General features: G+C 65.9%; 26 protein-coding genes and 1 tRNA gene. 14 read left to right on the top strand and 13 right to left on the bottom strand.

The annotated features are described in order from the left end of the window. Positions 1–5 precede the first annotated feature (5 nt). Genes NUU27_RS09240 through NUU27_RS09220 form a run of 5 tightly spaced genes read right to left on the bottom strand, consistent with a single transcriptional unit; the run spans position 6 to position 4,845 of the window. On the bottom strand, positions 6–812 hold the full coding sequence (locus NUU27_RS09240; RefSeq protein ID WP_257761806.1) for a purine-nucleoside phosphorylase: 807 nt from the start codon (positions 810–812) through the stop codon (positions 6–8). Then, on the bottom strand, positions 809–1,204 hold the full coding sequence (locus tag NUU27_RS09235) for a cytidine deaminase (protein WP_257761805.1): 396 nt from the start codon (positions 1,202–1,204) through the stop codon (positions 809–811). The genes NUU27_RS09240 and NUU27_RS09235 overlap by 4 nt, the downstream gene beginning before the upstream one ends. After that, positions 1,204–2,175: an ABC transporter permease gene (locus NUU27_RS09230; protein ID WP_257761804.1), complete on the bottom strand. Its 972-nt coding sequence runs from the start codon at positions 2,173–2,175 to the stop codon at positions 1,204–1,206. Before NUU27_RS09230 ends, NUU27_RS09235 begins: the two co-directional genes overlap by 1 nt. Before the next feature lies 1 nt (position 2,176). Then, a complete protein-coding gene (locus NUU27_RS09225; RefSeq protein WP_257761803.1) occupies positions 2,177–3,316 on the bottom strand; it encodes an ABC transporter permease in 1,140 nt (379 codons plus the stop codon). Beyond that, positions 3,313–4,845 (bottom strand): ABC transporter ATP-binding protein, encoded by a 1,533-nt coding sequence (locus tag NUU27_RS09220; RefSeq protein WP_257761802.1) that lies wholly within the window; start codon positions 4,843–4,845, stop codon positions 3,313–3,315. Before NUU27_RS09220 ends, NUU27_RS09225 begins: the two co-directional genes overlap by 4 nt. Positions 4,846–5,040: 195 nt before the next feature. Between NUU27_RS09220 and NUU27_RS09215 the strand changes: the two genes are divergently transcribed. The 4 genes from NUU27_RS09215 (at position 5,041) to NUU27_RS09200 (ending at position 6,529) form a co-directional block, all read left to right on the top strand. Next, positions 5,041–5,244 carry a SlyX family protein gene (locus tag NUU27_RS09215; RefSeq protein ID WP_257761801.1) on the top strand — a complete coding sequence of 68 codons (204 nt, stop codon included), beginning with the start codon at positions 5,041–5,043 and terminating at the stop codon, positions 5,242–5,244. A 382-nt stretch (positions 5,245–5,626) separates the two neighbouring features. Continuing rightward, entirely contained in the window at positions 5,627–5,869 is a 243-nt protein-coding gene (locus NUU27_RS09210) for a hypothetical protein (RefSeq protein ID WP_257761800.1), read from the top strand. Positions 5,870–5,886: 17 nt separating this feature from the next. Beyond that, entirely contained in the window at positions 5,887–6,243 is a 357-nt protein-coding gene (locus NUU27_RS09205; protein ID WP_257761799.1) for an EF-hand domain-containing protein, read from the top strand. A gap of 37 nt (positions 6,244–6,280) precedes the next feature. Next, positions 6,281–6,529, top strand: coding sequence for a hypothetical protein (locus tag NUU27_RS09200; RefSeq protein ID WP_257761798.1), 249 nt, complete (start codon positions 6,281–6,283; stop codon positions 6,527–6,529). A 120-nt stretch (positions 6,530–6,649) separates the two neighbouring features. Here the strand turns inward: NUU27_RS09200 and rpsA are convergent, their stop codons facing one another. The 4 genes from rpsA to aroA all read right to left on the bottom strand — a co-directional run bounded on the left by rpsA (position 6,650) and on the right by aroA (position 11,222). After that, positions 6,650–8,350: a 30S ribosomal protein S1 gene (rpsA, locus tag NUU27_RS09195; protein WP_257761797.1), complete on the bottom strand. Its 1,701-nt coding sequence runs from the start codon at positions 8,348–8,350 to the stop codon at positions 6,650–6,652. Between the two features lie 145 nt (positions 8,351–8,495). Then, positions 8,496–9,146, bottom strand: coding sequence for a (d)CMP kinase (gene cmk / locus NUU27_RS09190; RefSeq protein WP_257761796.1), 651 nt, complete (start codon positions 9,144–9,146; stop codon positions 8,496–8,498). Positions 9,147–9,151: 5 nt separating this feature from the next. Next, the gene (locus tag NUU27_RS09185; protein ID WP_257761795.1) at positions 9,152–9,856 is read right to left on the bottom strand and encodes an SDR family oxidoreductase; all 705 of its coding nucleotides are present in this window, start codon (positions 9,854–9,856) and stop codon (positions 9,152–9,154) included. A 28-nt stretch (positions 9,857–9,884) separates the two neighbouring features. Continuing rightward, a complete protein-coding gene (gene aroA, locus NUU27_RS09180; protein ID WP_257761794.1) occupies positions 9,885–11,222 on the bottom strand; it encodes a 3-phosphoshikimate 1-carboxyvinyltransferase in 1,338 nt (445 codons plus the stop codon). 279 nt (positions 11,223–11,501) lie between these two features. Between aroA and NUU27_RS09175 the strand changes: the two genes are divergently transcribed. From NUU27_RS09175 to NUU27_RS09145, 7 genes are all read left to right on the top strand, one after another. Then, a complete protein-coding gene (locus NUU27_RS09175) occupies positions 11,502–11,903 on the top strand; it encodes a TIGR02300 family protein (protein ID WP_257761793.1) in 402 nt (133 codons plus the stop codon). Between the two features lie 172 nt (positions 11,904–12,075). Further along, a tRNA-Ala gene (locus NUU27_RS09170) sits at positions 12,076–12,151 on the top strand. A gap of 241 nt (positions 12,152–12,392) precedes the next feature. After that, positions 12,393–13,133, top strand: coding sequence for a glutamine ABC transporter substrate-binding protein GlnH (gene glnH / locus NUU27_RS09165; protein WP_257761792.1), 741 nt, complete (start codon positions 12,393–12,395; stop codon positions 13,131–13,133). A gap of 64 nt (positions 13,134–13,197) precedes the next feature. Further along, positions 13,198–13,854 carry a glutamine ABC transporter permease GlnP gene (glnP, locus tag NUU27_RS09160; RefSeq protein WP_257761791.1) on the top strand — a complete coding sequence of 219 codons (657 nt, stop codon included), beginning with the start codon at positions 13,198–13,200 and terminating at the stop codon, positions 13,852–13,854. After that, positions 13,851–14,579, top strand: coding sequence for a glutamine ABC transporter ATP-binding protein GlnQ (gene glnQ / locus NUU27_RS09155; protein ID WP_257761790.1), 729 nt, complete (start codon positions 13,851–13,853; stop codon positions 14,577–14,579). The genes glnP and glnQ overlap by 4 nt, the downstream gene beginning before the upstream one ends. Further along, positions 14,569–15,630 carry a C45 family peptidase gene (locus NUU27_RS09150; RefSeq protein ID WP_257761789.1) on the top strand — a complete coding sequence of 354 codons (1,062 nt, stop codon included), beginning with the start codon at positions 14,569–14,571 and terminating at the stop codon, positions 15,628–15,630. Before glnQ ends, NUU27_RS09150 begins: the two co-directional genes overlap by 11 nt. Before the next feature lie 26 nt (positions 15,631–15,656). Then, complete coding sequence (locus NUU27_RS09145) at positions 15,657–16,574, top strand: MurR/RpiR family transcriptional regulator (protein ID WP_257761788.1); 918 nt, start codon at positions 15,657–15,659, stop codon at positions 16,572–16,574. 53 nt (positions 16,575–16,627) lie between these two features. Here NUU27_RS09145 and NUU27_RS09140 read toward each other — a convergent pair whose 3' ends face one another. The 4 genes from NUU27_RS09140 to NUU27_RS09125 all read right to left on the bottom strand — a co-directional run bounded on the left by NUU27_RS09140 (position 16,628) and on the right by NUU27_RS09125 (position 20,775). Then, positions 16,628–17,674, bottom strand: coding sequence for a LacI family DNA-binding transcriptional regulator (locus tag NUU27_RS09140; RefSeq protein ID WP_257761787.1), 1,047 nt, complete (start codon positions 17,672–17,674; stop codon positions 16,628–16,630). Positions 17,675–17,713: 39 nt separating this feature from the next. Beyond that, positions 17,714–19,228, bottom strand: coding sequence for a tripartite tricarboxylate transporter permease (locus tag NUU27_RS09135; protein WP_257761786.1), 1,515 nt, complete (start codon positions 19,226–19,228; stop codon positions 17,714–17,716). An 8-nt stretch (positions 19,229–19,236) separates the two neighbouring features. After that, positions 19,237–19,656: a tripartite tricarboxylate transporter TctB family protein gene (locus NUU27_RS09130; RefSeq protein WP_257761785.1), complete on the bottom strand. Its 420-nt coding sequence runs from the start codon at positions 19,654–19,656 to the stop codon at positions 19,237–19,239. Between the two features lie 72 nt (positions 19,657–19,728). After that, positions 19,729–20,775: an ABC transporter substrate-binding protein gene (locus tag NUU27_RS09125; RefSeq protein ID WP_257761784.1), complete on the bottom strand. Its 1,047-nt coding sequence runs from the start codon at positions 20,773–20,775 to the stop codon at positions 19,729–19,731. Between the two features lie 245 nt (positions 20,776–21,020). Between NUU27_RS09125 and araD the strand changes: the two genes are divergently transcribed. The 3 genes from araD to NUU27_RS09110 form a co-directional block, all read left to right on the top strand. After that, the gene (gene araD, locus NUU27_RS09120; RefSeq protein ID WP_257761783.1) at positions 21,021–22,763 is read left to right on the top strand and encodes an L-arabinonate dehydratase; all 1,743 of its coding nucleotides are present in this window, start codon (positions 21,021–21,023) and stop codon (positions 22,761–22,763) included. Between the two features lie 19 nt (positions 22,764–22,782). Further along, on the top strand, positions 22,783–23,682 hold the full coding sequence (locus tag NUU27_RS09115) for a dihydrodipicolinate synthase family protein (protein ID WP_257761782.1): 900 nt from the start codon (positions 22,783–22,785) through the stop codon (positions 23,680–23,682). Positions 23,683–23,729: 47 nt separating this feature from the next. Beyond that, a partial coding sequence (locus NUU27_RS09110) for a ribonuclease activity regulator RraA (RefSeq protein WP_257761781.1) occupies positions 23,730–24,438 on the top strand: 709 nt, incomplete at its 3' end.

Genomic DNA, 24,438 nt, shown 5'->3' with positions numbered 1-24,438 from the left:
AGCGCTCAGCCTTCCGGCAGCCCGTCGGCGCAGAGCCGGCCGAGGATCCGCTCCAGGCGCGCGCCGCCGATCGGCGCCATGTCCTTGGTCTCCTGGTGCGACAGCTCCCCGGCGCTCATCCCGGCGCCGAGATTGGTGATGACAGAGCAGGCCGCCACCCGAAGGCCGAGATAGCGCGCCAGGATCACCTCCGGCACGGTCGACATGCCGACCGCATCGGCACCCAGCACCCGCGCCATCCGGATCTCGGCGGGAGTCTCGAAGGTGGGACCGGAGAACCACATATAGACGCCCCGGTGCAAGGTCTCGCCGGCCTGCTCGGCGGCCCTGGCGATGGCCGCGCACAGCTCCGTATCGTAGGCCTCGCTCATGCCGACGAAACGTCGGTCGCTCGGCTCGCCGATGAGCGGGTTGGCGCCGGAGAAATTGATGTGGTCGTCGATCATCATCACGGAGCCGGGCGGCATGTCGACGCGTAGCGATCCCGCCGCGTTGGTCAGGATCAGGGTCGTCACGCCGATGCCCCATAAGGTCTCGATGGCCGGGCGCATCGCAGCCGGATCGCCGTGCTCGTAGTAATGCGAGCGTCCCGCCAGCATGATGACCGGCGTGCCGGCCAGAAGCCCCGCGACGATCTCGCCTGCGTGGCCGGTGACGCCGCTCGGCGGAAACCCGGGCAGGTCACCATAGGGAATGCGCACCGGGTTCTCCACCGCGTCCACCAGCCTGCCGAGGCCGGAGCCGAGCACCAGGCCGAGCCGCGGGGCAAGCCCCTCGAGGCGCTCTGTTAAGTGGTCCACCGCCTCCTTCATTTGCCGCTCTCCAGGGCGAAGCCGCGCGGGAAGACGGCGGAGAAGGGCACGGTCTCGACGACGCCGTCAAGATCGCACAGATGCAGCACCGCCCCGTCGGCGGCGAACTCGGCGAGACGCTGGCGGCAGCCGCCGCAGGGCATGATCTTCGGCATCTTCTCCGCCACCACGGCGATCTCGGTCACCTTGCCGCCGCCGGCCATCACCAGATGGCCGAGCGCCGTCGTCTCGGCGCACCAGCCCTCGGGATAGGAGGCGTTCTCGATGTTGCAGCCGGCGTGCACGGTGCCGGCCTCGGTCTTCACCGCCGCCCCCACGGGAAAGCGCGAATAGGGGGCGTAGGCCCGCTGCATCGCCGTCTTGGCTGCGGAAAACAGGTCTTCGGCGCTCATCACCGCTCCTTCACATAGGGCACGCCGCCGGCGCGCGGGGGAATGGCCTTGCCGATGAAGCCGGCCAGCAGCACCACGGTCAGGATATAGGGCAGCGCCTGCATAAGCTGCACCGGCACCTGGCCGATGAGCGGAAGGGGCGTTCCCTGGATGCGGATGGCGAAGGCATCGAGGAAGCCGAACAGCAGGCAGGCGAACATGACCGGCACGGGACGCCATTTGGCGAAGATCAGCGCCGCCAGGGCAATGAAGCCGCGCCCCGCGGTCATGTCCTTCACGAAGCCGGCGTTCTGGGCCAGCGACAGGTAGGTGCCGGCCAGGCCGGTGAGAAGACCGGTGCACATGACGGCGCGATAGCGCAGCCAGGAGACCGAGATGCCGGCGGTGTCGACGGCAGCCGGGTTCTCGCCGACGGCCCGCAGGCGCAGGCCGAAGCGCGTGCGGAACAGCACCCACCAGGTGAAGGGGACGAACAGGAAGGCGAGGTAGACGAGAAGTGAGTGGCCGGAAATCAGCTCCGCATAGATCGGCCCGAGGAACGGCACGTCGCGCAGGGTGTCTGCGAAGGGCAGGTGGAGCGCGCCGAAGCGCGCATCGCCGGGCAGCGAGGGCGTGCGCCCGCCCTGGCGGAACCAGGCCTGGCCGAGGATGATGGTGGCGCCGGCGGCGATGAAGTTGATGGCGACGCCGGAGACGATCTGGTTGCCGCGATGGGTGATCGAGGCGAAGCCGTGCACGAGGGCGAGGAACACGGAGACCAGCACCGCGGCCCCCAGCCCCGCCCAGGCGGAACCGGTGACGGCGGCCGCCGCCCCGGCGGCGAAGGCGCCGGCCAGCATCTTGCCTTCCAGCCCGATGTCGAACACACCCGACCGCTCCGAATAGAGGCCGGCGAGGGCGGCGAGCAGCAGCGGCACGCTGAGCCGTACGGTGGAATCGAGGACCAGGATGAGCGTGGTGAAGAAGTCCATCTCAGCCGCCCTCCCCCTGGCGCGCCTCGACGCCGGCGGCTTGCGGGCTGAGGCTGGCGAACAGGGCCTGCACGCTGGGCCTGAACATGTTCTCGAGCGCGCCTGCGAAGAGGATGACGAGCCCCTGGATGATGACGATCATGTCGCGCGAGATGTTGGGCATCTCGAAAGCGAGCTCGGCGCCGCCCTGGTAGAGCATGCCGAACAGAATCGCCGCCGGCACGATGCCTGCCGGATGCGAGCGGCCCATCAGCGCCACGGCGATGCCGACGAAGCCCGCCCCGGTGACGAAATCCATCTGCAGCCGGTTCTGGTCGCCCATGACCGGGTTGAGCGCCATCATGCCGGCCAGCGCCCCCGAAATGAGCATGGCGATGATGATGATCTTCGTCTCGCTGACGCCGGCATAGCGCGCCGCCTTGGGGCTGAAGCCGCGCATGCGGATCTCGTAGCCGAGCCTGGTGCGCCAGATGAGCACCCAGACCAGGAAGGCGGCGAGGAGCGCCAGCAGGAAGGAAAGGTTGAAGGGCGCCGAGCGCACGGAAAAGCCGAGCGCTTCCAGCACGAAGTTGAGCTTCGGCAACTGTCCGCCTTCCAGGAACGTGCGCGTTTGCGGCGCCTGGCTGCCGGCCGGCTTCAGCACGTTGACCAATAGATAGACCATCAGGCTGGCGGCGATGAAGTTGAACATGATCGTCGTGATGACGATGTGCGAGCCGCGCTTGGCCTGGAAATAGGCCGGAATGAAGGCCCAGGCGGCCCCGAACAGCGCCGCACCGGCGATCGCCAGGGGGAACACCAGCCACCAGGGCAGCACGCTGTCGAAGGCGAGGCAGACCAGGGCGACGCCCAGCCCGCCGACATAGGCCTGTCCCTCGCCGCCGATGTTGAACAGGCTGCAGTGGAAGGCGACGGCGACGGCGAGGCCGGTGAAGATGAAGCTCGTCGCGTAGTAGAGCGTGTAGGCGATGTTCTGGCCGCGCCCGAGCGCCCCCTCGACGAGGATGGCGGCGGCGCGGATGGGGTTCTCGCCGACCAGCATCACCACCAGTCCGGCGACCAGGAAGGCGACGGCAAGGTTGATGAGCGGGATCAGCCCGTAATCGGCCCAGGCGGGAAGTTTCGCATAGGGCGCGCTCATTCGGCCGCCTCCTTCTTCTCGACGCCGGCCATCAGCAGGCCGAGCTCGCCCTCGGTGGCTTCGGGACCGCGCTCGCCGACCACGCGGCCCGCGAACATCACCAGGATGCGGTCCGACAGCGAGCGGATCTCGTCGAGTTCGACGGACACCAGAAGCACCGCCTTGCCCTGGTCGCGCATGTCGATCAGCCGCCTGTGGATGAATTCGATGGCGCCCACATCGACGCCGCGCGTCGGCTGGCCGACGATCAGCACCTTGGGATCCTGCTCCATTTCCCGCGCCAGCACGATCTTCTGCTGGTTGCCGCCGGAGAAATTGGCGGTCTTCAGCCGGCAGTCGGCGGGGCGGATGTCGTATTTCTCGATCTTCCTGCGCGCATCGTCGCGGATCGCCTCGATGTCGAGGAGGGGCCCCTTCAGGTATTTGTCCTGCCAGTGATAGCCGAGCATGGCGTTCTCGTTTTCCTCGAAGGGCAGGACGAGGCCGACATGGTGGCGGTCTTCCGGCACATGGGCCATGCCGCGCTTGCGCAGGTCCACCGGGTCGGCCTCGCCGGTGAGCTCGACCGGCGTGCCGTCCAGCGTGACGGTGCCGGAGACGGCCTGGCGCACGCCGGTGATCGCCTCCAGAAGCTGCGACTGGCCGTTGCCGGCGACGCCGGCGATGCCGACGATCTCGCCCGCCCGCACGTCGAAGGAGACGTCGTCGACCATGGTGACGCCGCGTGAATCCTTCACGGTGAGGTTCTTCACCGAAAGCATCACGTCGCCGGCCCGGCCCTCGCCCTTCTCGACGCGCAGGAGCACGTGGCGGCCGACCATCAGCTCGGCCAGTTCCTCGACCGTGGTCTCGGCCGTCTTGCGCGTCGCCACCATGGCGCCCTGGCGCATGACGGAGACATTGTCGGTGATCGCCATGATCTCGCGCAGCTTGTGCGTGATGAGGATGACGGTCTTGCCCTCCTCCTTGAGCTGCCGGAGGATGCGGAACAGGTGGTCGGCCTCGGCCGGGGTGAGCACGCCGGTGGGCTCGTCGAGGATCAGGATGTCGGCGCCGCGATAGAGCGCCTTGAGGATCTCGACCCGCTGCTGCAGGCCGACGGGAAGGTCTTCGATGAGCGCGTCGGGATCGACCTCGAGCCCGTAATCGCGCTCCAGCCGCTCGAGCTCGTCGCGCGCCTTGGCGATCGAGGTGTTGAGCAGCGCCTCGCCCTCCGCGCCCAGCATGACGTTCTCGAGCACGGTGAAATTCTCCACCAGCATGAAGTGCTGGTGCACCATGCCGATGCCGAGCGCGATGGCGGCGCTCGGCGTCTTGATGGACGCCGGCTTGCCGGCCACCTGGATGCGGCCGCTGTCGGCCTGGTAGAAGCCGTAGAGGATCGACATCAGGGTCGACTTGCCGGCCCCGTTTTCGCCGATGATGCCGTGGATCGTCCCGGCCGTGATCTTCAGATCGATGTTGCGGTTGGCGTGAACCGCTCCGAAGCTCTTGCTGATGCCGTTGAGCTCGATTGCCGTGTGCGCCATCGGCGGCCCGCTTCCCCGTTTTTGACCTTTTGGTCAATGAACTATCATGCAGGGCCTTGCGTGCCAACCGCTGGCGCGAGGCAAAAGCTATAGCCCGAAACACTCTCGACAAAAGGGGGTGGACTTGTCAATTTTCGGCAGCGAGAAAAGCGCAGGCATCACTGCGCAACAGGCGCAACCGGAGATTTTTCGAGCATGGACGAGGACAGGCTGACGGCGCTCGAAATGCTGGCCGCCGAGCAGGAAAAGATAATCGAGGAGCTTTCTGCCGAGGTGACGCGGCAATGGCGCGAGATGGAGGAACTGCGCCGCAAGCTCGACCGCCTGACGGAGCGCTTCCTGGCGCTGGAAGAACAGACCGCGCCCGATGTGCCGGTGACCAAGCCGCCGCATTGGTGAAGGGCGGGCAGCCCGCCGCATAGGCCAGCGACATCGAGGGCGGCAAGCCCCGCTTTCATCCTTGCGGAATGCTCTCCACAAGGATGCCTCATTGCTTTCCGCATTCATGCCCCTGAGGGGATGCCTCATCGGAAACATTTGGCAGTTGATGTCGCTGAGAAGCGATAGAGATCGGAAGTCTTCGAGTCTCTGGAAAATAGTTAATCTCACACCGTTCCAAAATCTCACGAATTGAATGCACCATTACTTTTGCAATCGAATATATTAAATCGTGATGATTCCCCATCTATGAACCAAGTTCGTTTTTGTCTTTTCTGTGGCTCCGAAGATACCTGTCGCTGATTGTCACGCGATGGATTCGGTCGAGAAATCGGAGGGACACATGAAACGGCACACAATCGGCGCAGTTGCGGCTGCCGCGCTGCTGGCAGGCTGCCAGGCCAGCTCGGACCCGCAGGTTCAGGCACGCAATCACGAGTTCGGCTGCATCGCCGGAACCGTCGGCGGTGCGATCGTCGGAGGGTTGATCGGCAGCACGATCGGTGGCGGCAGCGGCACCGTTCTGGCCGAGGCCGTCGGCATCGGCGGCGGCGGCTATCTCGGCAATCGCCTGGCATGCCGTTAGGAGAGGGAGACAGGGCCATGAAACACATGCTTTGCGGCGCCACCTTGGCACTTCTGATCGGCGTGAACGCCGCCGCCGCCCAACAGCAGGGCGCGAGCCTGAGTGAGGGGCACCTTGATCAGGTCGACGGAAACAAGGATGGCACGGTGAGCCAGGCCGAGTACCAGACGTTCATGACATCGGCCTTTTCCCGACTGGACGCCAATGGCGACGGCGTTCTGGCTCAGAGCGAAGTGTCGACGATCTTATCGCCCGACCAGCTTGCCGCCACGGATGCGAACGGTGACGGCAATCTCAGCCGGCGGGAATTCATGGATCAGGTGATGAAGGATTTCCAGGCCGCCGACAGGTCCGGCGACGGGCAGCTCAAGTAGGCGACAAGCAGCAGAACCAAGTGAAGGAGGAAGAGCATTGAAACATGCGCTATACGCGACTTTGCTTTCTGCATTGCTGGCGGTGGCCGGCTGCACGACCGATGATGGCTATGATGGTTGCCATGGCGTTGGCTGCTTGGTCGATGATCCCGATGCCGGCGATCAGACCATCGACGAGCGGCCGCAATTCGACCGCGAGGGCAATCCCAATTTCGATACGGAAGGCAATTACCAGGGCTGCCACGGGATCGGCTGCGAGGTCGATGATCCGGACGACGACGCGTAAGGCCTGCGGCGGCGAAAGGAGCGGTCAGTCACGAGCGCATTCTCTCTGGTTCGCATCCTCCCAATAAAAAACCCGCCGGAGCGATCCGGCGGGTTTCTTCGTTTCGGCCTGGCCGAAAGCTTATTCGCCGCCCTGCTTCTTCAGCGCGGCGCCGAGGATGTCGCCGAGCGAGGCGCCGGAGTCGGTCGAGCCGTACTGGGCCACCGCTTCCTTCTCCTCGGCGATTTCCAGCGCCTTGATGGAGACGGAGATGCGGCGCGTCTTCTTGTCGAACTGGGTGACGCGGGCGTCCACCTTCTGGCCGACCGAGAAGCGCTCGGGGCGCTGCTCGTCGCGGTCGCGCGACAGGTCGGAACGCTTGATGAAGGTTTCGACGTCGTGGTCGACCAGCTTCACCTCGAGACCGCCGTCCTTGACGCCGGTGACTTCGCAGGTGACGACGGCACCCTTGCGCAGGTCGCCCGAGGCCGCGGCCTCGCCGATGGCGTCACGGCCGAGCTGCTTGATGCCGAGCGAGATGCGCTCCTTCTCGACGTCGACGTCGAGAACCTGCGCCTGAACCACGTCGCCGCGGTTGTACTCCTCGATCACCTGCTCGCCCGGACGGTTCCAGTCGAGATCGGAGAGATGGACCATGCCGTCCACATCGCCATCGAGGCCGATGAACAGGCCGAACTCGGTCTTGTTCTTGACCTCGCCCTCGACCACCGAGCCGACCTGGTGGTTGCGCGCGAAGGCTTCCCACGGGTTCTCCAGCGTCTGCTTGAGGCCGAGCGAGATGCGGCGCTTGACCGGGTCCACCTCGAGCACCACCACTTCGACTTCCTGCGTCGTGGAGAGGATCTTGCCGGGATGGACGTTCTTCTTGGTCCAGCTCATCTCGGAGACGTGGATGAGGCCTTCGATGCCCGGCTCCAGCTCCACGAAGGCGCCGTAGTCGGTGATGTTGGTGACGCGGCCCAGGACCTTCTTGCCGAGCGGGTACTTGCCGCCGATGCCGTCCCACGGATCGGCCTCGAGCTGCTTCATGCCCAGCGAGATGCGGTGCGTTTCCTGGTTGATGCGGATGATCTGCACCTTGACCGTCTGACCGATGTTGAGGATCTCGGTCGGATGGTTGACGCGGCGCCATGCCATGTCGGTGACGTGCAGCAGGCCGTCGATGCCGCCGAGGTCGACGAACGCACCGTAGTCGGTGATGTTCTTGACCACGCCCTCGACCACCTGCCCCTCTTCGAGGTTCTGGACGATCTCCGAACGCTGCTCGGCGCGGCTCTCTTCGAGAACCGTGCGGCGCGAGACGACGATGTTGCCGCGGCGCTTGTCCATCTTGAGGATTTCGAAGGGCTGCGGGGTGTGCATGAGCGGCGTGACGTCGCGGATCGGACGGATGTCCACCTGCGAACGCGGCAGGAAGGCCACGGCGCCGTCCAGATCGACGGTGAAGCCGCCCTTGACCTGGTTGAAGATGAAGCCCTCGACGCGCTCGCCCTTGGCGAACTTCTCTTCGAGCTTGACCCAGCTTTCCTCGCGGCGTGCCTTTTCGCGGCTCAGCATGGCCTCGCCCAGCGCGTTCTCGATGCGCTCGACATAGACCTCGACTTCGTCGCCGACCTTCAGCTCGCTGTCCTTGCCCTTGGCGCCGAATTCCTTCAGCGGCACGCGGCCCTCGACCTTCAGGCCGACGTCGATGATCGCCATGTCCTTTTCGATGGCGGTCACGATTCCCTTGACGACGGCGCCTTCGGCGGCGTCGCGTTCGGTAAAGGATTCTTCGAGAAGGCTCGCGAAATCTTCGCGAGACGGATTGAGTTCTGACATTGATGCTCCTGAAATGCCCCTTGTCTCAGTGCGGGGCGGCGCCGGTGGTTCGTGTTGCGTTTCACCTCACCCGGCATCCGAGCGGATCGCTCTATGGCCGCCGAGGCGGCAAATCCGGCGCATGAGAATGCGGGCAGGCGGTTCTTCAGTCTTCGCTCCGCAGGCCGAGCTTGCCATCGATGATGGCGCGAGCCGCGCGGAACGCCGTCTCTATATCCATTTCGCTCGTGTCGAGCAAGTGCGCGTCTTCGGCGGGCCTGAGCGGACTTGCCGCGCGTTCCGTGTCGCGCGCGTCGCGGCGCTTGATGTCGGCTAGGATTCCGGCATAGTCGGCGGTCCCGCCGCCTGCCTCGATCTCGCGCCAGCGGCGCGTGGCACGCACCTCCGGCGAGGCGATGACATAGAGCTTCACCATCGCATCCGGGCAGACGACCGTGCCGATGTCACGCCCGTCGAGCACGGCGCCGGGCGGCGCGGCGGCAAAGGCGCGCTGCTTGTCGACCAGCACCTCGCGGACGGCCGGCATGACCGCCACCTTCGAGGCCGCTTCGGCGACGCCATGGGCGGACAGGACGCTGCGGTCGAGCGTGGCGAGGTCGAGCGCGCGTGCCGCCTTCTCGGCCGTCCCTTCGTTGTCGAGCGGCAGGCCGGCATCGAGAAGCGCCTTGGCGACGCCGCGATAGGTGAGGCCGGTATCGAGATGGCGCAGCCCGTAATGGGCGGCGAGCCGGCGGGCCAGCGTTCCCTTGCCGGAAGCGGCGGGTCCGTCGATGGCGATGGTGAGGTGCCTTGTCATCCCTGTCACACCGAACGGGTGATGCCGCCGTCGATGCGGATGTTCTGGCCCGTCACATAGCTCGATTTATCGCCGGCCAGGAAGAGGACCAGCTCCGAGACCTCCTCGACACGGCCGTAGCGGCCCATGGGGATGCGGGCGCGGCGATCCTCCTTCTCCGGCAGGGAATCGATGAAGCCCGGCAGCACGTTGTTCATGCGGATGTTGTCGGCCGCGTATTTGTCGGCGAAGAGCTTGGTGAAGGCGGCAAGCCCGGCTCGGAACACGCCCGAGGTCGGAAAGGCCGCTTCCGGCTCGAAGGTCGCATAGGTGGAGATGTTGACGATGGAGCCCGATTTCTGCGCCTGCATGATCGGCGTGACGAGCCGCGCCGTGCGCACCACGTTGAGCAGGTAGAACTCCATGCCCGTCTGCCACTCCTCGTCGGAGATCTCCAGAACGTCGCCTTTCGGCCCATGGCCGGCACCGTTGACCAGCGCGTCGATGCGGCCGTAGCGCTCCATCGTCAGATCGGCGAAGCGCTTGAGATCGTCCGGCGATCGATTGGAGCCGGTGAAGCCGAGCCCGCCGAGCTCGGCAGCCAGCGTCTCGCCCCTGCCGGAGGAGGAGAGGATAGCCACCCGGTAGCCGTTGGCGGCGAGCTTGCGGGCGGCGCCGGCGCCCATGCCGCTGCCGCCGGCGACGATCATTGCGACTTTCTCGGTGGCCATCATTGTCTCCTTCCAAAAAACGTTGCGTTCAGCCGAACTGCGCCCCCAGGCCCTGCATCAGCCCGGTGAAATCGGGAAAGCTGGTGGCGATCATCGCCTGGTCGTCGATGGTCACCGGTTTCTCCGCCGCCAGCCCCATGACGAGGAAGCTCATGGCGATGCGATGGTCGAGATGGGTTTCCACCGTGCCGCCGCCCAGCCCCTTGCCGCCGGGGCGGCCGGTGACGGACAGCGAAGCCTCGCCCTCGACGCAGTCGACGCCGTTGATCTTCAGTCCGTTGGCCACCGCCGACAGCCGGTCCGATTCCTTGACGCGCAGCTCCTCCAGGCCCTCCATGCGGGTCTCGCCCTCGGAAAAGGCGGCGGCCACGGCAAGCACCGGATACTCGTCGATCATCGACGGCGCCCGCTCGGCCGGCACCGTGACGCCCTTCAAGTCGGAGCTGCGCACGTGCAGGTCCGCGACATCCTCGCCGCCCTCGTTGCGCCGCTCGAGAATGGTGATGTCGGCGCCCATCTCCAGGAGGGTGGCGACCAGCCCGGTGCGCGTCGGATTCATCAGCATGTTCTCGATGACGAGGTCGGAGCCCGGCACGATCAGCGCCGCCACGAGTGGAAAGGCGGCGGAGGAGGGGTCACCCGGCACGGCGATGGTCTGGCCGACGAGCCTCGGCTGGCCTTCGATGCGGATATGGCGCACGCCCTCGGCGTCGGTCTCGACCTCAAGCGCGGCGCCGAAGCCGGCCAGCATCTTCTCCGTATGGTCGCGCGTCGGCACGGGCTCGATGACGGTGGTGACGCCCGGCGTGTTGAGCGCCGCCAGAAGGACGGCCGACTTGACCTGGGCGGACGGCATCGGCACGCGATAGGTGATCGGCGCCGCGTGCCTGGGCCCACGCAGTGTGATCGGCAGACGGTCGCCCGGTTCGGCGGAGACGACCTGCAGGCCCATCTCCTTCAGCGGTTCGAGCACGCGCCCCATGGGCCGCTTCGACAGCGAGGCGTCGCCGACGAAGCGCGTCGTCATGTCGTAGGAGCCGACCAGCCCCATGGTCAGCCGCACGCCGGTGCCGGCATTGCCGAAATCGAGCGGCTCCCTCGGCTCCAGCAGCGCGCCGTTGCCCGTGCCGGTAACCAACCATTCGCCGCCGCGCCGTTCGATCAGCGCGCCCATGGCGCGCATCGCCTCGCCCGTGCGCAGCACGTCCTCGCCCTCGAGCAGGCCGGTGATGCGGGTTTCGCCGGCGGCCAGCCCGCCGAACATCAAGGACCGGTGCGAAATCGACTTGTCGCCCGGAACACGGACGCGGCCGGACAGGGCGGGGGATTTCGTGGCCCTGAGCGGGCGCGACTGCGGATGGTGCATCTTGCGGTCCTCGACGATGACGATCCGGCCCGCGGGGAGGCCGCAGGATCGGAGATTTTCCGCGCAGGCTCTAGCATGATGGAGATAACGGGTCATCCCCCGGTTGACGGATCGCCGCCGTCCGGTTTCTAAAGAAGCGGGTGCGCTTCTTTATGCTTTGACAGGTGCGCGGCTTGCCGCTAAGGGGACGAAAATTTCAAAAAGGCAAAGAGCGCTGAGGATGCCCGCCGCGATGAGCCGTCGCAGGCCGGGCCGACCGCAAGACGATGAGGCAGCAAGGTGGCTAAACCGCAACTCGGAACAAAACGCATCTGCCCGGAAACGGGCCGCAAGTTCTACGATCTGAACAAGGATCCGATCGTATCGCCCTATACGGGCCACTCCTATCCGCGCAGCTATTTCGACGCCGTGGGCGACACCTCCATGGAGGAGGAAGAGGAAGTCGAGGACAAGGAGCTGGATGGCGAGGACGATGCGCCGGAGATCGTGTCCCTGGAGGACGCGGACGAGGAGACCTCGACCGGTGACAAGGGCGACCTTCCCGACCTTGGCGACGACGACGACGATGTCGATCTCGGCGACGAAGATGACGACGCGACCTTCCTCGAAGACGACGAGGACGATGACGGCGACGACGTGAAGGACTTCATCGGCGTCGGCGACGACGACGAGGATCGTTGAGAGCAACGATTTTCGGGAGGATCTCCCCGGCCTGGGCCACAAGGTGGCGCGAAGGTGAAAAACGGGCTTGATCTTCCTTACGGGCGAGTCTAGAAGCCGCTCACACGGTTGGCCCAGCGGGCCTTCCGGACCTCTTCGCCGGAGACGGCGACCGGTGCGATCACCGGAGTGTGGGGCCATAGCTCAGTTGGGAGAGCGCTTGAATGGCATTCAAGAGGTCAGGGGTTCGACTCCCCTTGGCTCCACCAAATCCTTCTTCCTTTCAATCCTCTGATGCCTCCTGCCGCCGTTGCGGCATCCGCCGGGCCTGTCCGCCCGGTCTCTCGCCGACAGCATAATGCTGGCCTGAAGGCCGACGGCGGGCGCCGGCGAGATTTGCGCAGCGAAAGCGATGCAAATTTTAAAGGCGACAAATTTAAAAAAGCATTCTATATTTGCATCAAGAGGCAGCTCGATCTGCGCTCTCAAGACAAGAACAGGGGAATGAAGATGAAACTCCGCACCATGCTTTTCGCCGCCGTCGCGGCCTCTTCCGTGCTCTTCCAGCCGGCAATGGCCGACGACCTCGTGGTGGCGACCGACACCGCGTTCGTTCCGTTCGAGTTCAAGGAAGGCGACAAATATGTGGGCTTCGACATCGATCTGTGGGATGCGATCGCCCAGGATCTCGGCCTGGCCTACACGCTGCAGCCGATGGACTTCAACGGCATCATCCCCGCCCTGCAGACCGGGCAGGTCGACGTGGCGCTCGCCGGCATCACGATCAAGGACGAGCGCAAGAAGGTGATCGATTTCTCCGACGGCTACTATGACAGCGGCTTTCTGCTGATGGTGCCGGCCGACAGCGCGGTCGAGAGCGCCGACGACCTGAAGGGCAAGACGCTGGCGGTCAAGACCGGCACCTCGGCGACCGATTACGCCAAGGAGAACTTCAAGGAGACGGAGCTGCGCCAGTTCCCCAACATCGACAACGCTTATCTGGAGCTGCAGACGGGCCGCGTCGACGCGGCCATGCACGACACGCCGAACGTGCTCTATTACGTGGCGACCGCCGGCGGCGGCAAGGTGAAGGCCGTCGGCAAGCAGATGATGGCCCATCAGTATGGCATCGGCTTCCCGAAGGGCAGCGAGCTGGTGGCCAAGGTCAACGCCTCGCTCGCCAGGCTGAAGGCCGACGGCCGCTACAACACCATCTACAAGAAGTGGTTCGGCGCCGAACCGAGCAACTGATCGGGGAAAGCGGGCAGGCCCGACATCGGCCCGCCCGCCTGCATCCTGCTCCAGGGAGCCCATCATGGAATTCGAATGGTCTGTGATCGTCGGCGCGCTGCCGGCGCTGCTCGGCGGCGCGAGGCTGACGGTTCTGATTGCGCTGGCCGGTTTGATCGGCGGCCTGATCGTCGGCTTGGTCACGGGGCTCATGCGAGCCTACGGAAACCGCCTTCTGAACGGCATCGCCTTCGCCTATGTCGAGATCATCCGCGGGACGCCGATCGTCGTGCAGGTGATGTTCATCTACTTCGCGCTGCCGGTCATGGCCGACATCCGCGTCAACCCCATGACCGCGGCCGTCACCGCCATCGTCATCAATGCCGGCGCCTACATCGCCGAGATCGTGCGCGGCTCGTTTCTGTCCGTCCACAAGGGCCTGAGGGAGGCCGGCCTCGCCCTCGGCCTGCCCATGTGGAAGGTGCTCGTCTACATCATCGGCCCGGTCGCCTTCCGGCGCATGATCCCGCCGCTCGGCAACCAGTTCATCGTCAGCCTGAAGGACACCTCGCTGTTCATCGTCATCGGCGTCGGTGAGCTGACGCGCCAGGGGCAGGAGATCATGGCGGCCAATTTCCGCGCCGTCGAGATCTGGACGGCCGTCGCCGTGCTGTACCTGATCATGACCGGCACGCTGACGTTTCTCCTGCGGCTGACCGAGAAGAGGATGCGGATCCTATGAGCATCGTGGAGTTTCGCAAGGTCACCAAGACCTTCGGCAATGTCGTCGTGCTCGACGAGGTGGATCTTAGCGTCGAAGACGCCGAGGTGGTCGTGCTGATCGGACCGTCCGGATCCGGCAAGTCGACCCTGCTGCGCTGCATCAACGCCCTCGAGGAGATCAACGGTGGCGATCTCGTGGTCGACGGCATCAGCGTCAGGGAAGGACGCGCCAGGGTGCGGCTCATCCGCCAGGAGGCCGGCATGGTGTTCCAGCAGTTCAACCTGTTTCCGCAGATGACGGCGCTCGACAATGTTGCCTTCGGCCCGCGCCATGTGCGCGGGACAAGCCGCGCCGAGGCATTGGAGCAGGCGCGGGAGCTGCTCGGCAAGGTCGGGCTCGCCGACCGTGGCCACCACTATCCGGCCGAGCTGTCCGGCGGCCAGCAGCAGCGCGTCGCCATCGCCCGCGCGCTGGCGGTGAAGCCCAAGCTGATGCTGTTCGACGAACCGACCTCGGCGCTCGATCCCGAGCTTCGCCAGGAGGTTTTGCGCGTCATGCGCTCGCTGGCGGAGGAAGGCATGACGATGATCGTCGTGACCCATGAAATGGCCTTTGCCCGGCAGGTCGGCACGCGGCTGATCTTCATGGAGAACGGCAAGATCTCCGTCGACGGCGACCCCGCCGCCCTGCTGGCGAACCCGGAAAATCCGAGACTGCGAGAGTTCCTCCAGCATGTTCACTGAGACCCGTCCGCGCCTGTCGTTCATCGAGATCGAAGGAACGCCCCGGGAGGTGGGGTTGGCGCTGGGGCGCCACGGCGCCGCCATCGTCAACGGATATCTGACGCGCTCCCATGCCTGGGCGAGCGTCATGGCGTTCCGGCACGATCCGCGGATTGCCGAGGCGAGGGCGCTGGTGGAGACCCTGTATCCGCGCTACTGGCAGGAATTGCACGGCCTTGCCGAGGGGCTGGGCCTGCCCTTCGACGACGTCTTCACCTGGAACTGCCGCGGCGATGTGTGGGCGATGGCGCCGGATGGCTGCACCACGATCCAGCTGCCGGGGCGGACATCTGTGCTGGGGCACAATGAGGACGGTGACCCGCGGCTGGCGGCGCATTGCGTGCTGGCCTCGGTCCGCGCGGCCGGCGGGCGCCCGTTCGTCGCCTTCGTCTATCCCTGCTCGCTTCCCGGGCACACTTTCGCCGCCAACGAGGCGGGACTCGTGCAGACCGTCAACAACATCCGCTCGCGCCGCACGGGCGGTGGCCTGCCGCGCATGGTGCTGACACGGGCGGTGCTCGACTGCGCCGACATCGACGAGGCGGTCGGGACGATCGCCGGCGCAAAGCGCGCCGGCGCCTTCCACTCGACCCTCGCACAGGCCGGCGACGGCCGCCTGGTCAGCGTCGAGTTCACGCATTCGGCCTGCTCGGTCCTGACCGTGTCCGAGCCGCAGTGCCACGCCAACCACCTGGTGCACGCCGGGACGGCGAGCGAGGCGCAGATCGTCACCGCCTCCTCGCGGGCGAGGCAGGAGCGCGGCGAGGAGATCGTCGGCGCCGCAACCGGGGAGCCGCAGGCGCCCCTCTCGCTACTGTGGGACACCAAGCGCCCCGACCTGCCGATCTACCGCCGGCAGCCCGACGACCCGGATCACGAGAACACGCTCGCCACGGCCGTCTTCGAGGTCGGTGCAGACAAGCTTCGATGGCGTGTCTATGATGGTTGCGGCCAGGCCCCGCGCCATGCGTTCGACGGGCTCGTCCGGCTGGACATGGCGGCAAGCGGATAACCATCAGCAAGGACAGCACGACGATCATGACAGCGAGCCGGCCGCCCCGCAGCATCGACGAATTGCGGGACCTCGTCGTGTCGATCCGCCGGCAGCAGAGCGACATCCTCCTGGGGGACAAGGCGCTGGATGCGCTGGCCAAGCTGGTCGACGCGCCGGAGCGGGCGGCGGTCCGCACCATCTCCGAGCTTGGCGAGCTGCTGTCGGTCAACGCCTCCACGCTGACGCGCCTGGCCAAGAAGCTGGGCTTCGCCGGCTTCAGCGATTTCCAGAGCGTCTTCCGCGCCGAGATCGCCGACGACGAGCGCTATTTCTACAGCCGCCAGGCCGGCCGCCTGCTGTCGACGGTGCCGACGGGCGTCGAGGAGGTCGGCGTCTTCGAGCGGCTGGCCCGCGAGACGGCGGCCAATGTCGACGGTTTCATGGGGCAGCTCGACGCCGGGGCGCTGCACGAGGCGGCCTCGCTGCTCGCCGGGGCGCCGCGCGTGCGGGTGCACGGCGTGCGCCAGTTCCACGCCTTCGCCAGCTTCCTCACCTATGGCCTCGGCATGCTGCGCAGCGACGTCGCGCTTCTCGATGCGCCACGGCTTGGCGAGGCGGAAGCGCTTTCCCAGCTCAGCGGCGGCGATGTCGTCGTCGTGGCGAGCTGCGAGCCTTATACGCGGAACGTGGTGGATGTCGCCGAAGCCGCCGCCGCGCGCGGGCTCGACGTGGTGGCGATCACCGACATGCGGGCCTCGCCGCTGGTCGCTCCCTCGCGCCACGCCTTCTTCGTGCCGCATGCCAGCAGCTTCTTCAGCAACAGCATGGCAGCCTATATCGTCTTCGCCGAAGGCCTGCTCAACCTGGTCGCACGTGTGATGGGCGACGCGGCGGTGAAGGCGCTTGCCGAGCGCGAGAAGCTGATCGTCGACATGCGCATCGAGACCCGCGGTCGGCCGTAACGCGCCGGCCTCCATTTCCCGCGCGATGTGATCCAGGCCGAACCGGAGAGACCCTATGCGGAGTCCCTTCGGATGATCTCGAAGCCCAGATCGATGACGTTCTCGGGCGTTCCCGTGGCTTCGAGCCTCGCCAGCAGGGCTTCCGCCGCCTTGCGGCCGAGCGCTTCGCGATCGATGCGCACCGTGGTCAGCGCCGGCTGTATGTGCCGGGCGAAATCCTGGTCGCCGAAGCCGATGATGGCGATCTCCTGGGGGATGCGGATGCCGCGCACATGCGCCTCCACCACCGCCCCGTGGGCCATCAGATCGGAACTGCAGAAGACCACGCCGGATTCGAAGCCCTGATGGTCGATCAGGTCGGCAAGGCCCCGGCGTCCGCCCTCGATGCTGGCGGGGCCCTTCACGTCGTAGGCGAGCACCTTTGATCCCGTCAGCTTCGCGAAGCGCTCGGTGAAGGCGCTCTTGCGGCGCAGCGCGCGCTCGTCGCCGGCCGTTATCGTGCCGGCACGCCGGTATCCGGCCTCATGGGCGAAATCGGCCACGGCGCGGGCCGTCTCGACATGCGAAAAACCCACGCAGAGATCGATGGGGCTGTCCGTGATGTCCCACAGCTCGATCACCGGGATGTCCGCGCCGAGCAGCATCTTGCGCGCCTCGGCCGAGTGGTTGATGCCGGTCAAGAGGACGGCATCCGGGCGGCGCGAGAGGTGGGCGGCGATCAGCTTCTGCTCTTCCTGCGGCGCAAAACCCGTTTCCGAAAGCAGGATCTCGTAGCCGTGCCCGCGCATCTCGTCGCTGAACGACTTGACCATCGCCGCATAGACGATGTTGGTGATCGAGGGGACCAGCGCCGAGATCAGCTTGCTCCGGTTCGAGGCCAACGCGCCGGCAAGCGCATTGGGAACGAAGCCGGTCACCTTGATCGCCTCGCGGATCTTCGCCAGCGTCTCGGGCGACACTTTCGACGGATCGCTCAGCGCCCGCGACACGGTGACCTGGGAGACGCCGGCAAGACGGCCCACCGCTTTCATCGTGACGCTGCGCGAATGGCTTTTGCGTGCGGCTTTCGGGCCGGTCTTGTCTGTGTTGTCTGCGTCCATTGTCGGCATAATTGTTCGGCGGTGCGGCCGATGCAAGCGTCAGGGTGCGGTGCCGCGGCTTGTCTGCAGATCCACTTGAGCCTTGCGCTTCCGGGCCATGGTGATCGACCCCACCAGGGACGCGAGCACGAGGCCCCAGAGCACCATCGCAATCCAGCTCTTGGTGAAGAAGATGGTGAGATCGCCGAAGGACTCGAGGCTCTTCACGAAGTAGATCTCGGCCGACGGCCCGAGGATGAATCCGATGATGAACGGCGCGATCTCAAGCCGGATCTTGGTCGCCAGCCAGCCGAACAGGCCGAAGATCAGCAGCGTCCAGACGTCGAACATGACACCATAGTTGATCGTGTAGGCGCCGATCACGCACATCATCAGGATGATCGGATAGAGCACGTGCTTGGGAATCGTCACCACGAGCGCGAAATAGCGGATCGCGAAATACATCATGGCGAACATCGCGATGTTGGAGATGACCATCGCCAGGATCATCGCGTTCCAGGTGTCGGGATGGTCGCCGATGAAGAGCGGCCCGACCTGGATGCCCTGCAGCGTGAAGGCGCCGATCAGCAGCGCCGTGGTGGAGTCGCCGGGAATGCCCAGCGACAGGAGTGGCACGAGCGCGCCGCCCGTCAAGCCGTTGTTGCCGGATTCGGAGGCGATGATGCCGGCCGGCTCTCCCTTGCCGAAGCGTTCGGGCGTCTTCGAGAAGGTCTTGGCGTTCGAATAGGCGAGGATGGACGCCGCCGAGCCGCCGACGCCCGGCAGGATGCCGACGAAGGTGCCGATGGAGGACGAGCGGATCAGATTGCCGATCTGGCCCCTGAAGACCGAAAAGGAAAAGCCCGAACCCTTGCCGATCTTCAGGCTGGAGGCGGTGCGCGTCAGGCCGACGCCGTTCTCGGCTTCCTCGAGGATCGCGGCGAGACCGAAGACGCCGATCAGGACTGGAAGCAGCGAGAAGCCGCTTTCCAGCCAGTATTCGGTGCCCGGCGGCACGAGGCGCAGGGCGCCGTTGCCGCCACGCTCGACGTCATAGGCGCCGATCAGGCTGATGAAGATGCCGAGGAAACCCGAGAAGATGCCCAGCAGCATGTCGGACGACAGCGCCGCCATCACCGTCAGTGCGAACAGGATGATCAGGAATTTCTCGACATAGGAGAACTTGATCGCGAAGTCGGCCAGCGCCGGCGCGAACAGGAAGAGCGCCAGGAGGCTGATCAGGCCGCCGATCAGCGACGAGACGACCCCGATGCGCAGCGCCTTCTCCCCCTCCCCGCGCTGTGCCATCGGATAGCCGTCGAAGGTGGTGGTGATCGAGCTCGGCGTGCCGGGAATGCCGAGCAGGATGGCTGGCACGAGCCCGCCTGAAATGCCGCCCACATAGAGCCCGAGCAGCAGGGCAAGCCCGTTTTCGAGGCCCAGCGAATAGGTCAGCGGCAGGCAGATCGCCACCGCCATGGTCGCCGTCATGCCGGGGATCGCACCGAAGATGATGCCGATGAGCGTGCCGCCGACGATTAGCGACAGGAAGAGGGGGGAGATGATCTCGAACATTGCGGCAGTCACGGAAGGGTGAGGAAGAAGGGATAGGTGAACAGCCACCAGACGAAGGCCGGCGCCACCACCGCGGTCACCGCAACGGGCAGCGCCGCGGCGGGCGTGCGCTCGCGCATGAACAGCAGCCCGGTCAGGAGGACATAGGGCACCGAGCAGATCAGGAAGCCCAGCCCCGTGTTGGGCCAGAGCCGGCCGACCGGCTCCATCAGGACAAAATAGATCAGCGTGAGCCCGATCGTGCCGAAGAAGCGCGGTTTGTCGGCCTTGCCGAAGACATCGCGCCAATAGGCGCCGGCAGCGAGGATCTGCCGGCGGTCGCGGATCGCGATGGCGAGACCCAGAAGGCCGAGACCTATGGCGATGATGGCCGGGAAGACCAGATGCGATGTCTCGAAATCGATGCTGATCCGGGTGAGTTCACCCATGGCGCGATCCTCCGCAGCAGACAGCAGGAGACCCGGCCGGAGCACGGCCGGGCCGATGCGTCGGGTCTACTTCTAGTCGCCCGAGATTTCCGCGATCACCTTGGCATAGGTGTCGCGCTTGGCCGAAAGATGCGCCTGGGCTTCCTGCGAAGGCAGGAAGTTGGGAATGAAGAAGGCCTCCTTCTGGCGCTCCTGGATCTTGCCCGCGGCGAAAATCTCGGTCAGCGCCGTGTCGATCTGCGCGACGATCGCCGGATCCATGTCCTTGTTGTACAGGAAGAAGAATTCCTTATCGAAGGTGAAGTCCGATGTGCCGTCCAGGGTCACGCTGGTCGCCGGGCTCGTGAAGCCGAGCAGCTGGTCGCGGCTGGTCTTGCCCATCCCTTCCGCCGGCGCCTGGGCGATGGTCTCGGGCCGCGCGGTGATCCACACGAAGCGCATGGCCTTGGCGTCGTCGGCGGGCAACTGGGTGAACTGCTCGTTGGCCTGGATCGAGCCATTGATGACGTCGGCCAAATCATCCCACATGGCCTGATTCTTGTCCGACTGCGAGCCGGTGTTGACGGGCACGATGTTGGCCTCGGAGCCCGGTGCCCGCACGCGGGCGGCGTTCTTCAAAGCCGAAAAGCCGATTTCCGACACGCCGCCGGGCTGGATCGCCACGCGGATGCGCTCGCCCTTCTCCGCCGCCTTGAGGATGTCCTCCATCGAACCATAGGGCGAATCGGCGGCGACCAGATAGGCGTTGCCGGGATTGATCGCCACGCTCGGGCCGACGGTGTATTTTTCGAACGGATCGTCGTAGCCGGGAACGCCGTAGAGATTGGCGAGGTAGGACTGATCGTGGAAGATCATGATCGTCGTGCCGCGGCTGTCCCTCTCGAGGATCTTGAAGGCTTCCGAGGCGCCGACGGCATCCACCTTGACGTTGATGCCGAGATGCTCGGAGAGGGCTTCGGCAACGATCGCCGAGTTCTGGTAGGTGTCGCCTCCCGTCGATTTCGAGCCGATCACGAGGCGCACGTTGCGCGGCAGCTGCTGAGCCTGCGCGGCGAGCGGCTGGGCGAGCAGAACCGCGGCAGCGGCGGTTGCGAGAATGTTGCGGCGGGTCAGTTTCATGATGTCCTCCCAAGGGCCGCAGCTACGGCCGATCACCCGGTTGGCGCGGACATTCCTCTCATGCCCGCTCGCGCAATGAATGCGCATACATACTTGTGACCACATAATTCCATGAACTGTCAAGGCTGCTTGGATCAATATATGGAAAGTGCCGGTGACGCCGCGAGATCGCATCAATTTGATTGTTGACGCGCGATCATGAAAGCGCATACATCGAAATGATCAGACTTGCGGCAGGAGACACCATGGCGGTGACGACCAGGAAAACGCCCGACGAATTGCGCAGCGCCCGGTGGTTCGGCCCCGACGATCTGCGCAGTTTCGGCCATCGCTCGCGGATGATGCAGCTCGGCTATTCGCAGGAGGAGTTTCGCGGCAAGCCGGTGATCGGCGTGCTCAACACCTGGTCGGAGCTCAATTCCTGCCATTCCCATTTCCGCGAGCGTGCGCAGGACGTCAAGCGCGGGGTCGCGCAGGCAGGCGGCTTTGCCGTCGAGCTGCCCTCGCTTTCGGTCGACGAGAGCTTCACCAAGCCGACCTCGATGCTCTACCGCAACCTGCTGGCCATGGAGGTCGAGGAGACGATCCGCTCGCACCCGCTCGACGGCGTGGTGCTGATGGGCGGCTGCGACAAGAGCACGCCGGGCCTGGTGATGGGGGCGTTGTCGGCCGGCGTGCCGATGATCTACCTGCCGGCCGGCCCGATGTTGCGCGGCAACTATGCGGGCAAGGTCCTGGGCTCTGGCTCCGATGCCTGGAAATACTGGGACGAGCGCCGCGCCGGCAACATCTCCGACGAGGAATGGCTGGGGATCCAGGGCGGCATCGCGCGCTCGGCCGGGGTGTGCATGACGATGGGCACCGCTTCCACCATGACGGCGATCGCCGACGCCATGGGCCTCACCCTGCCCGGTGCCTCCTCGATCCCGGCGACCGATTCGGGCCACCAGCGCATGTCGGGCGCCTGCGGGCGGCGCATCGTCGAGATGGTCTGGGAAGACCTCACTCCCGACAGGATCGTCACTGAGGCGGCCTGCCGCAACGCCGCCATCGTCGCCATGGCCACCGGCTGCTCGACCAATGCCGTCGTCCACCTGATCGCGATGGCGCGGCGCGCCGGCGTCGGGCTGACGCTCGACGACCTCGACGCGCTGGGCCGCGAGACGCCGCTGATCGCCAATGTCCGGCCCTCGGGCGAGGTCTATCTCATGGAGGACTTCTTCTATGCCGGCGGCTTGCGCGCACTGATGAAGCAGCTCGAGGACCGCCTCGACACATCCTGCCTGACGGTTACCGGCAAGACGCTCGGTGAGAACCTCGAGGGCGCTGAGGTCTACAATGACGACGTGATCCGGCCCTTGTCGAACCCGGTCTATCACCAGGGCTCGCTGGCCGTCCTGCACGGCAATCTCTGTCCGGACGGCGCGGTGATCAAGCCGGCGGCATGCGATCCGAAATTCCATGTCCATGAAGGGCCGGCGCTGGTGTTCGACAGCTACCCGGAGATGAAGAAGGCGGTCGACGACGAAAACCTCGACATCACTCCGGACCATGTTCTGGTGCTGCGCAATGCGGGGCCGCAGGGCGGGCCGGGCTTCCCCGAATGGGGCATGCTGCCGATCCCCAAGGCGTTGATCCGCCAGGGCCACCGCGACATGCTGCGGATTTCCGACGCGCGCATGTCGGGCACCTCCTATGGCGCCTGCGTGCTGCACGTCGCGCCGGAAAGCTTCGTCGGCGGTCCGCTCGCCCTCTTGAGAACCGGCGACATCGTGCGGCTGGACCTGCCGATGCGGCGCCTCGACATGCTGGTGGACGAGGCCGAACTGGCGCGCCGCCGCGCTGCGTGGCAGGCGCCGAGCCCGCGCTTCGAGCGCGGCTTCGGCTACATGTACACCCGTCACGTGACGCAGGCCGACCAGGGCTGCGACTTCGATTTTCTGCAAAGCGATTTCGGCCGGACGGCGGGCGAACCGGACATCTATTGATTTTTGAGGGGAGGATCGCATGGCTTTGACGCTCGATCAGGCGTTGACCGGAATCTCGGGCATTCTCGTGACGCCCTATGACGACAGCGGCGAGATCGCGCCGCAGCGCCTGTCGCCGATCATCGACCGCGCACTCGGCGCGGGGCTGCACATGCCGGTGGTGAACGGCAACACGGGCGAGTTCTACGCGCTGACCACGGACGAGGCCTGCGCTATGGCGCGCGAGGTGGTGGGCATGGTCGGCGGCCGCGCTCCCGTTCTTTGCGGGGTCGGGCGGGGCGTCCGCGACGCCTGCCGGCTGGCCAGGGCATCGGCCGATGCCGGCGCCACTGCCCTGATGGTCCATCAGCCGCCGGATCCTTTCGTCGCCGCACGCGGCATCGTCGACTATCTGCAGGCGGTGGCGGACGCGTCGGGCGGACTGCCGATGATGCTCTATCTGCGCAACGACGCGATCGGCACGGCGGCGATCGCCGATCTTTGCGCGGTCGAGGGGGTGAAGGGCGTCAAATGGGCGACCGCCAATCCCATGAAGCTGGCCGACGCCAAGGCGGCCTGCGATCCGTCCATCGTCTGGGTCGGTGGTCTCGCCGAAATCTGGGCGCCGGCCTTTTATGCCATGGGCGCGCGCGGCTTCACCTCCGGCCTGATCAATGTCTGGCCGGAGCGCTCGCTGGCGATCCACTCCGCCCTGGAAGCGGGCGACTATGCTGAGGCCAACAGCCTGATAAGGGGAATGAAGGCTTTCGAGGAGATCCGTGCCGAGGAGATGAATGGCACCAACGTAACGGGCGTCAAGGCCGCCCTGATGGCGCTCGGTCGCGACTGCGGCCCGACGCGCCCGCCGTCGGCGTGGCCGTTGACCGGGGCGCAGCAGGCGCGGCTGGATGCTTTTCTGAAGGCCAACGACCTGAAATAAGGGAACCGGCGTTCGCCGGCCGAAGAGAACCGAACAGGGGTTGAAGGATGGATGAGACGATCCGAGAGCAGTTGATGGGTGTTTCGGTGGCGACGCTGGCCACCGCGCTCTACAAGCGCGGCCTGCGCAACCAGGTCATCCAGGGCGTCCGCCCCGTGGCACCCAAAGGGCGCAACATGGTCGGGCCCGCCTTCACCCTGCGCTACATCCCGGCGCGCGAGGATCGCAACACGCTCGCCGAGTTCCGCAATCCCCGCCACCCGCAGCGGGTGGCGGTCGAAACCTGCCCGCCCGGCCATGTGCTGGTCATGGACAGCCGCAAGGACGCGCGCGCCGCCTCCGCCGGCGATATCCTCGTCACGCGCCTCATGATGCGCGGCGTGGCGGGTGTGGTGACGGATGGCGGCTTCCGCGATGCGGGCTTGATCGGCCAGTTGGACATCCCGGCCTACCACACGCGCCCGTCGAGCCCCACCAACCTGACGCTCCACGAGGCCTACGACCTTGACGTGCCGATCGGCTGCGGTGATGTCGCCGTGTTCCCGGGAGACATCCTCGTTGGCGACGAGGATTGCGTCATCGTCATCCCGCACCATCTCGCCGCCGAGGTGGCGGCCGAGGCGGTGGAGATGACCGCCTATGAAGATTTCGTCGTCGAGCAGGTGAAGGCGGGGGTGCCGATCATCGGCCTTTACCCGCAGACCAAGCCCGAATTCGCCGACGCGTTCAAAACCTGGCGGGAGGAGAACGGGCGCT

This window comes from Nitratireductor sp. ZSWI3 (assembly GCF_024655565.1).
Lineage (GTDB): Bacteria > Pseudomonadota > Alphaproteobacteria > Rhizobiales > Rhizobiaceae > Nitratireductor.
This window is presented reverse-complemented; position numbering and strand designations above follow the sequence as displayed.

Coding starts and splice junctions, on each gene's coding strand:
- NUU27_RS09240 (WP_257761806.1), bottom strand. CDS start 812: ATGAAGGAGGCGGTGGACCACTTAACAGAGCGCCTCGAGGGGCTTGCC.
- NUU27_RS09235 (WP_257761805.1), bottom strand. CDS start 1,204: ATGAGCGCCGAAGACCTGTTTTCCGCAGCCAAGACGGCGATGCAGCGG.
- NUU27_RS09230 (WP_257761804.1), bottom strand. CDS start 2,175: ATGGACTTCTTCACCACGCTCATCCTGGTCCTCGATTCCACCGTACGG.
- NUU27_RS09225 (WP_257761803.1), bottom strand. CDS start 3,316: ATGAGCGCGCCCTATGCGAAACTTCCCGCCTGGGCCGATTACGGGCTG.
- NUU27_RS09220 (WP_257761802.1), bottom strand. CDS start 4,845: ATGGCGCACACGGCAATCGAGCTCAACGGCATCAGCAAGAGCTTCGGA.
- NUU27_RS09215 (WP_257761801.1), top strand. CDS start 5,041: ATGGACGAGGACAGGCTGACGGCGCTCGAAATGCTGGCCGCCGAGCAG.
- NUU27_RS09210 (WP_257761800.1), top strand. CDS start 5,627: ATGAAACGGCACACAATCGGCGCAGTTGCGGCTGCCGCGCTGCTGGCA.
- NUU27_RS09205 (WP_257761799.1), top strand. CDS start 5,887: ATGAAACACATGCTTTGCGGCGCCACCTTGGCACTTCTGATCGGCGTG.
- rpsA (WP_257761797.1), bottom strand. CDS start 8,350: ATGTCAGAACTCAATCCGTCTCGCGAAGATTTCGCGAGCCTTCTCGAA.
- cmk (WP_257761796.1), bottom strand. CDS start 9,146: ATGACAAGGCACCTCACCATCGCCATCGACGGACCCGCCGCTTCCGGC.
- NUU27_RS09185 (WP_257761795.1), bottom strand. CDS start 9,856: ATGGCCACCGAGAAAGTCGCAATGATCGTCGCCGGCGGCAGCGGCATG.
- aroA (WP_257761794.1), bottom strand. CDS start 11,222: ATGCACCATCCGCAGTCGCGCCCGCTCAGGGCCACGAAATCCCCCGCC.
- glnH (WP_257761792.1), top strand. CDS start 12,393: ATGAAACTCCGCACCATGCTTTTCGCCGCCGTCGCGGCCTCTTCCGTG.
- glnP (WP_257761791.1), top strand. CDS start 13,198: ATGGAATTCGAATGGTCTGTGATCGTCGGCGCGCTGCCGGCGCTGCTC.
- glnQ (WP_257761790.1), top strand. CDS start 13,851: ATGAGCATCGTGGAGTTTCGCAAGGTCACCAAGACCTTCGGCAATGTC.
- NUU27_RS09150 (WP_257761789.1), top strand. CDS start 14,569: ATGTTCACTGAGACCCGTCCGCGCCTGTCGTTCATCGAGATCGAAGGA.
- NUU27_RS09145 (WP_257761788.1), top strand. CDS start 15,657: ATGACAGCGAGCCGGCCGCCCCGCAGCATCGACGAATTGCGGGACCTC.
- NUU27_RS09140 (WP_257761787.1), bottom strand. CDS start 17,674: ATGGACGCAGACAACACAGACAAGACCGGCCCGAAAGCCGCACGCAAA.
- NUU27_RS09135 (WP_257761786.1), bottom strand. CDS start 19,228: ATGTTCGAGATCATCTCCCCCCTCTTCCTGTCGCTAATCGTCGGCGGC.
- NUU27_RS09130 (WP_257761785.1), bottom strand. CDS start 19,656: ATGGGTGAACTCACCCGGATCAGCATCGATTTCGAGACATCGCATCTG.
- NUU27_RS09125 (WP_257761784.1), bottom strand. CDS start 20,775: ATGAAACTGACCCGCCGCAACATTCTCGCAACCGCCGCTGCCGCGGTT.
- araD (WP_257761783.1), top strand. CDS start 21,021: ATGGCGGTGACGACCAGGAAAACGCCCGACGAATTGCGCAGCGCCCGG.
- NUU27_RS09115 (WP_257761782.1), top strand. CDS start 22,783: ATGGCTTTGACGCTCGATCAGGCGTTGACCGGAATCTCGGGCATTCTC.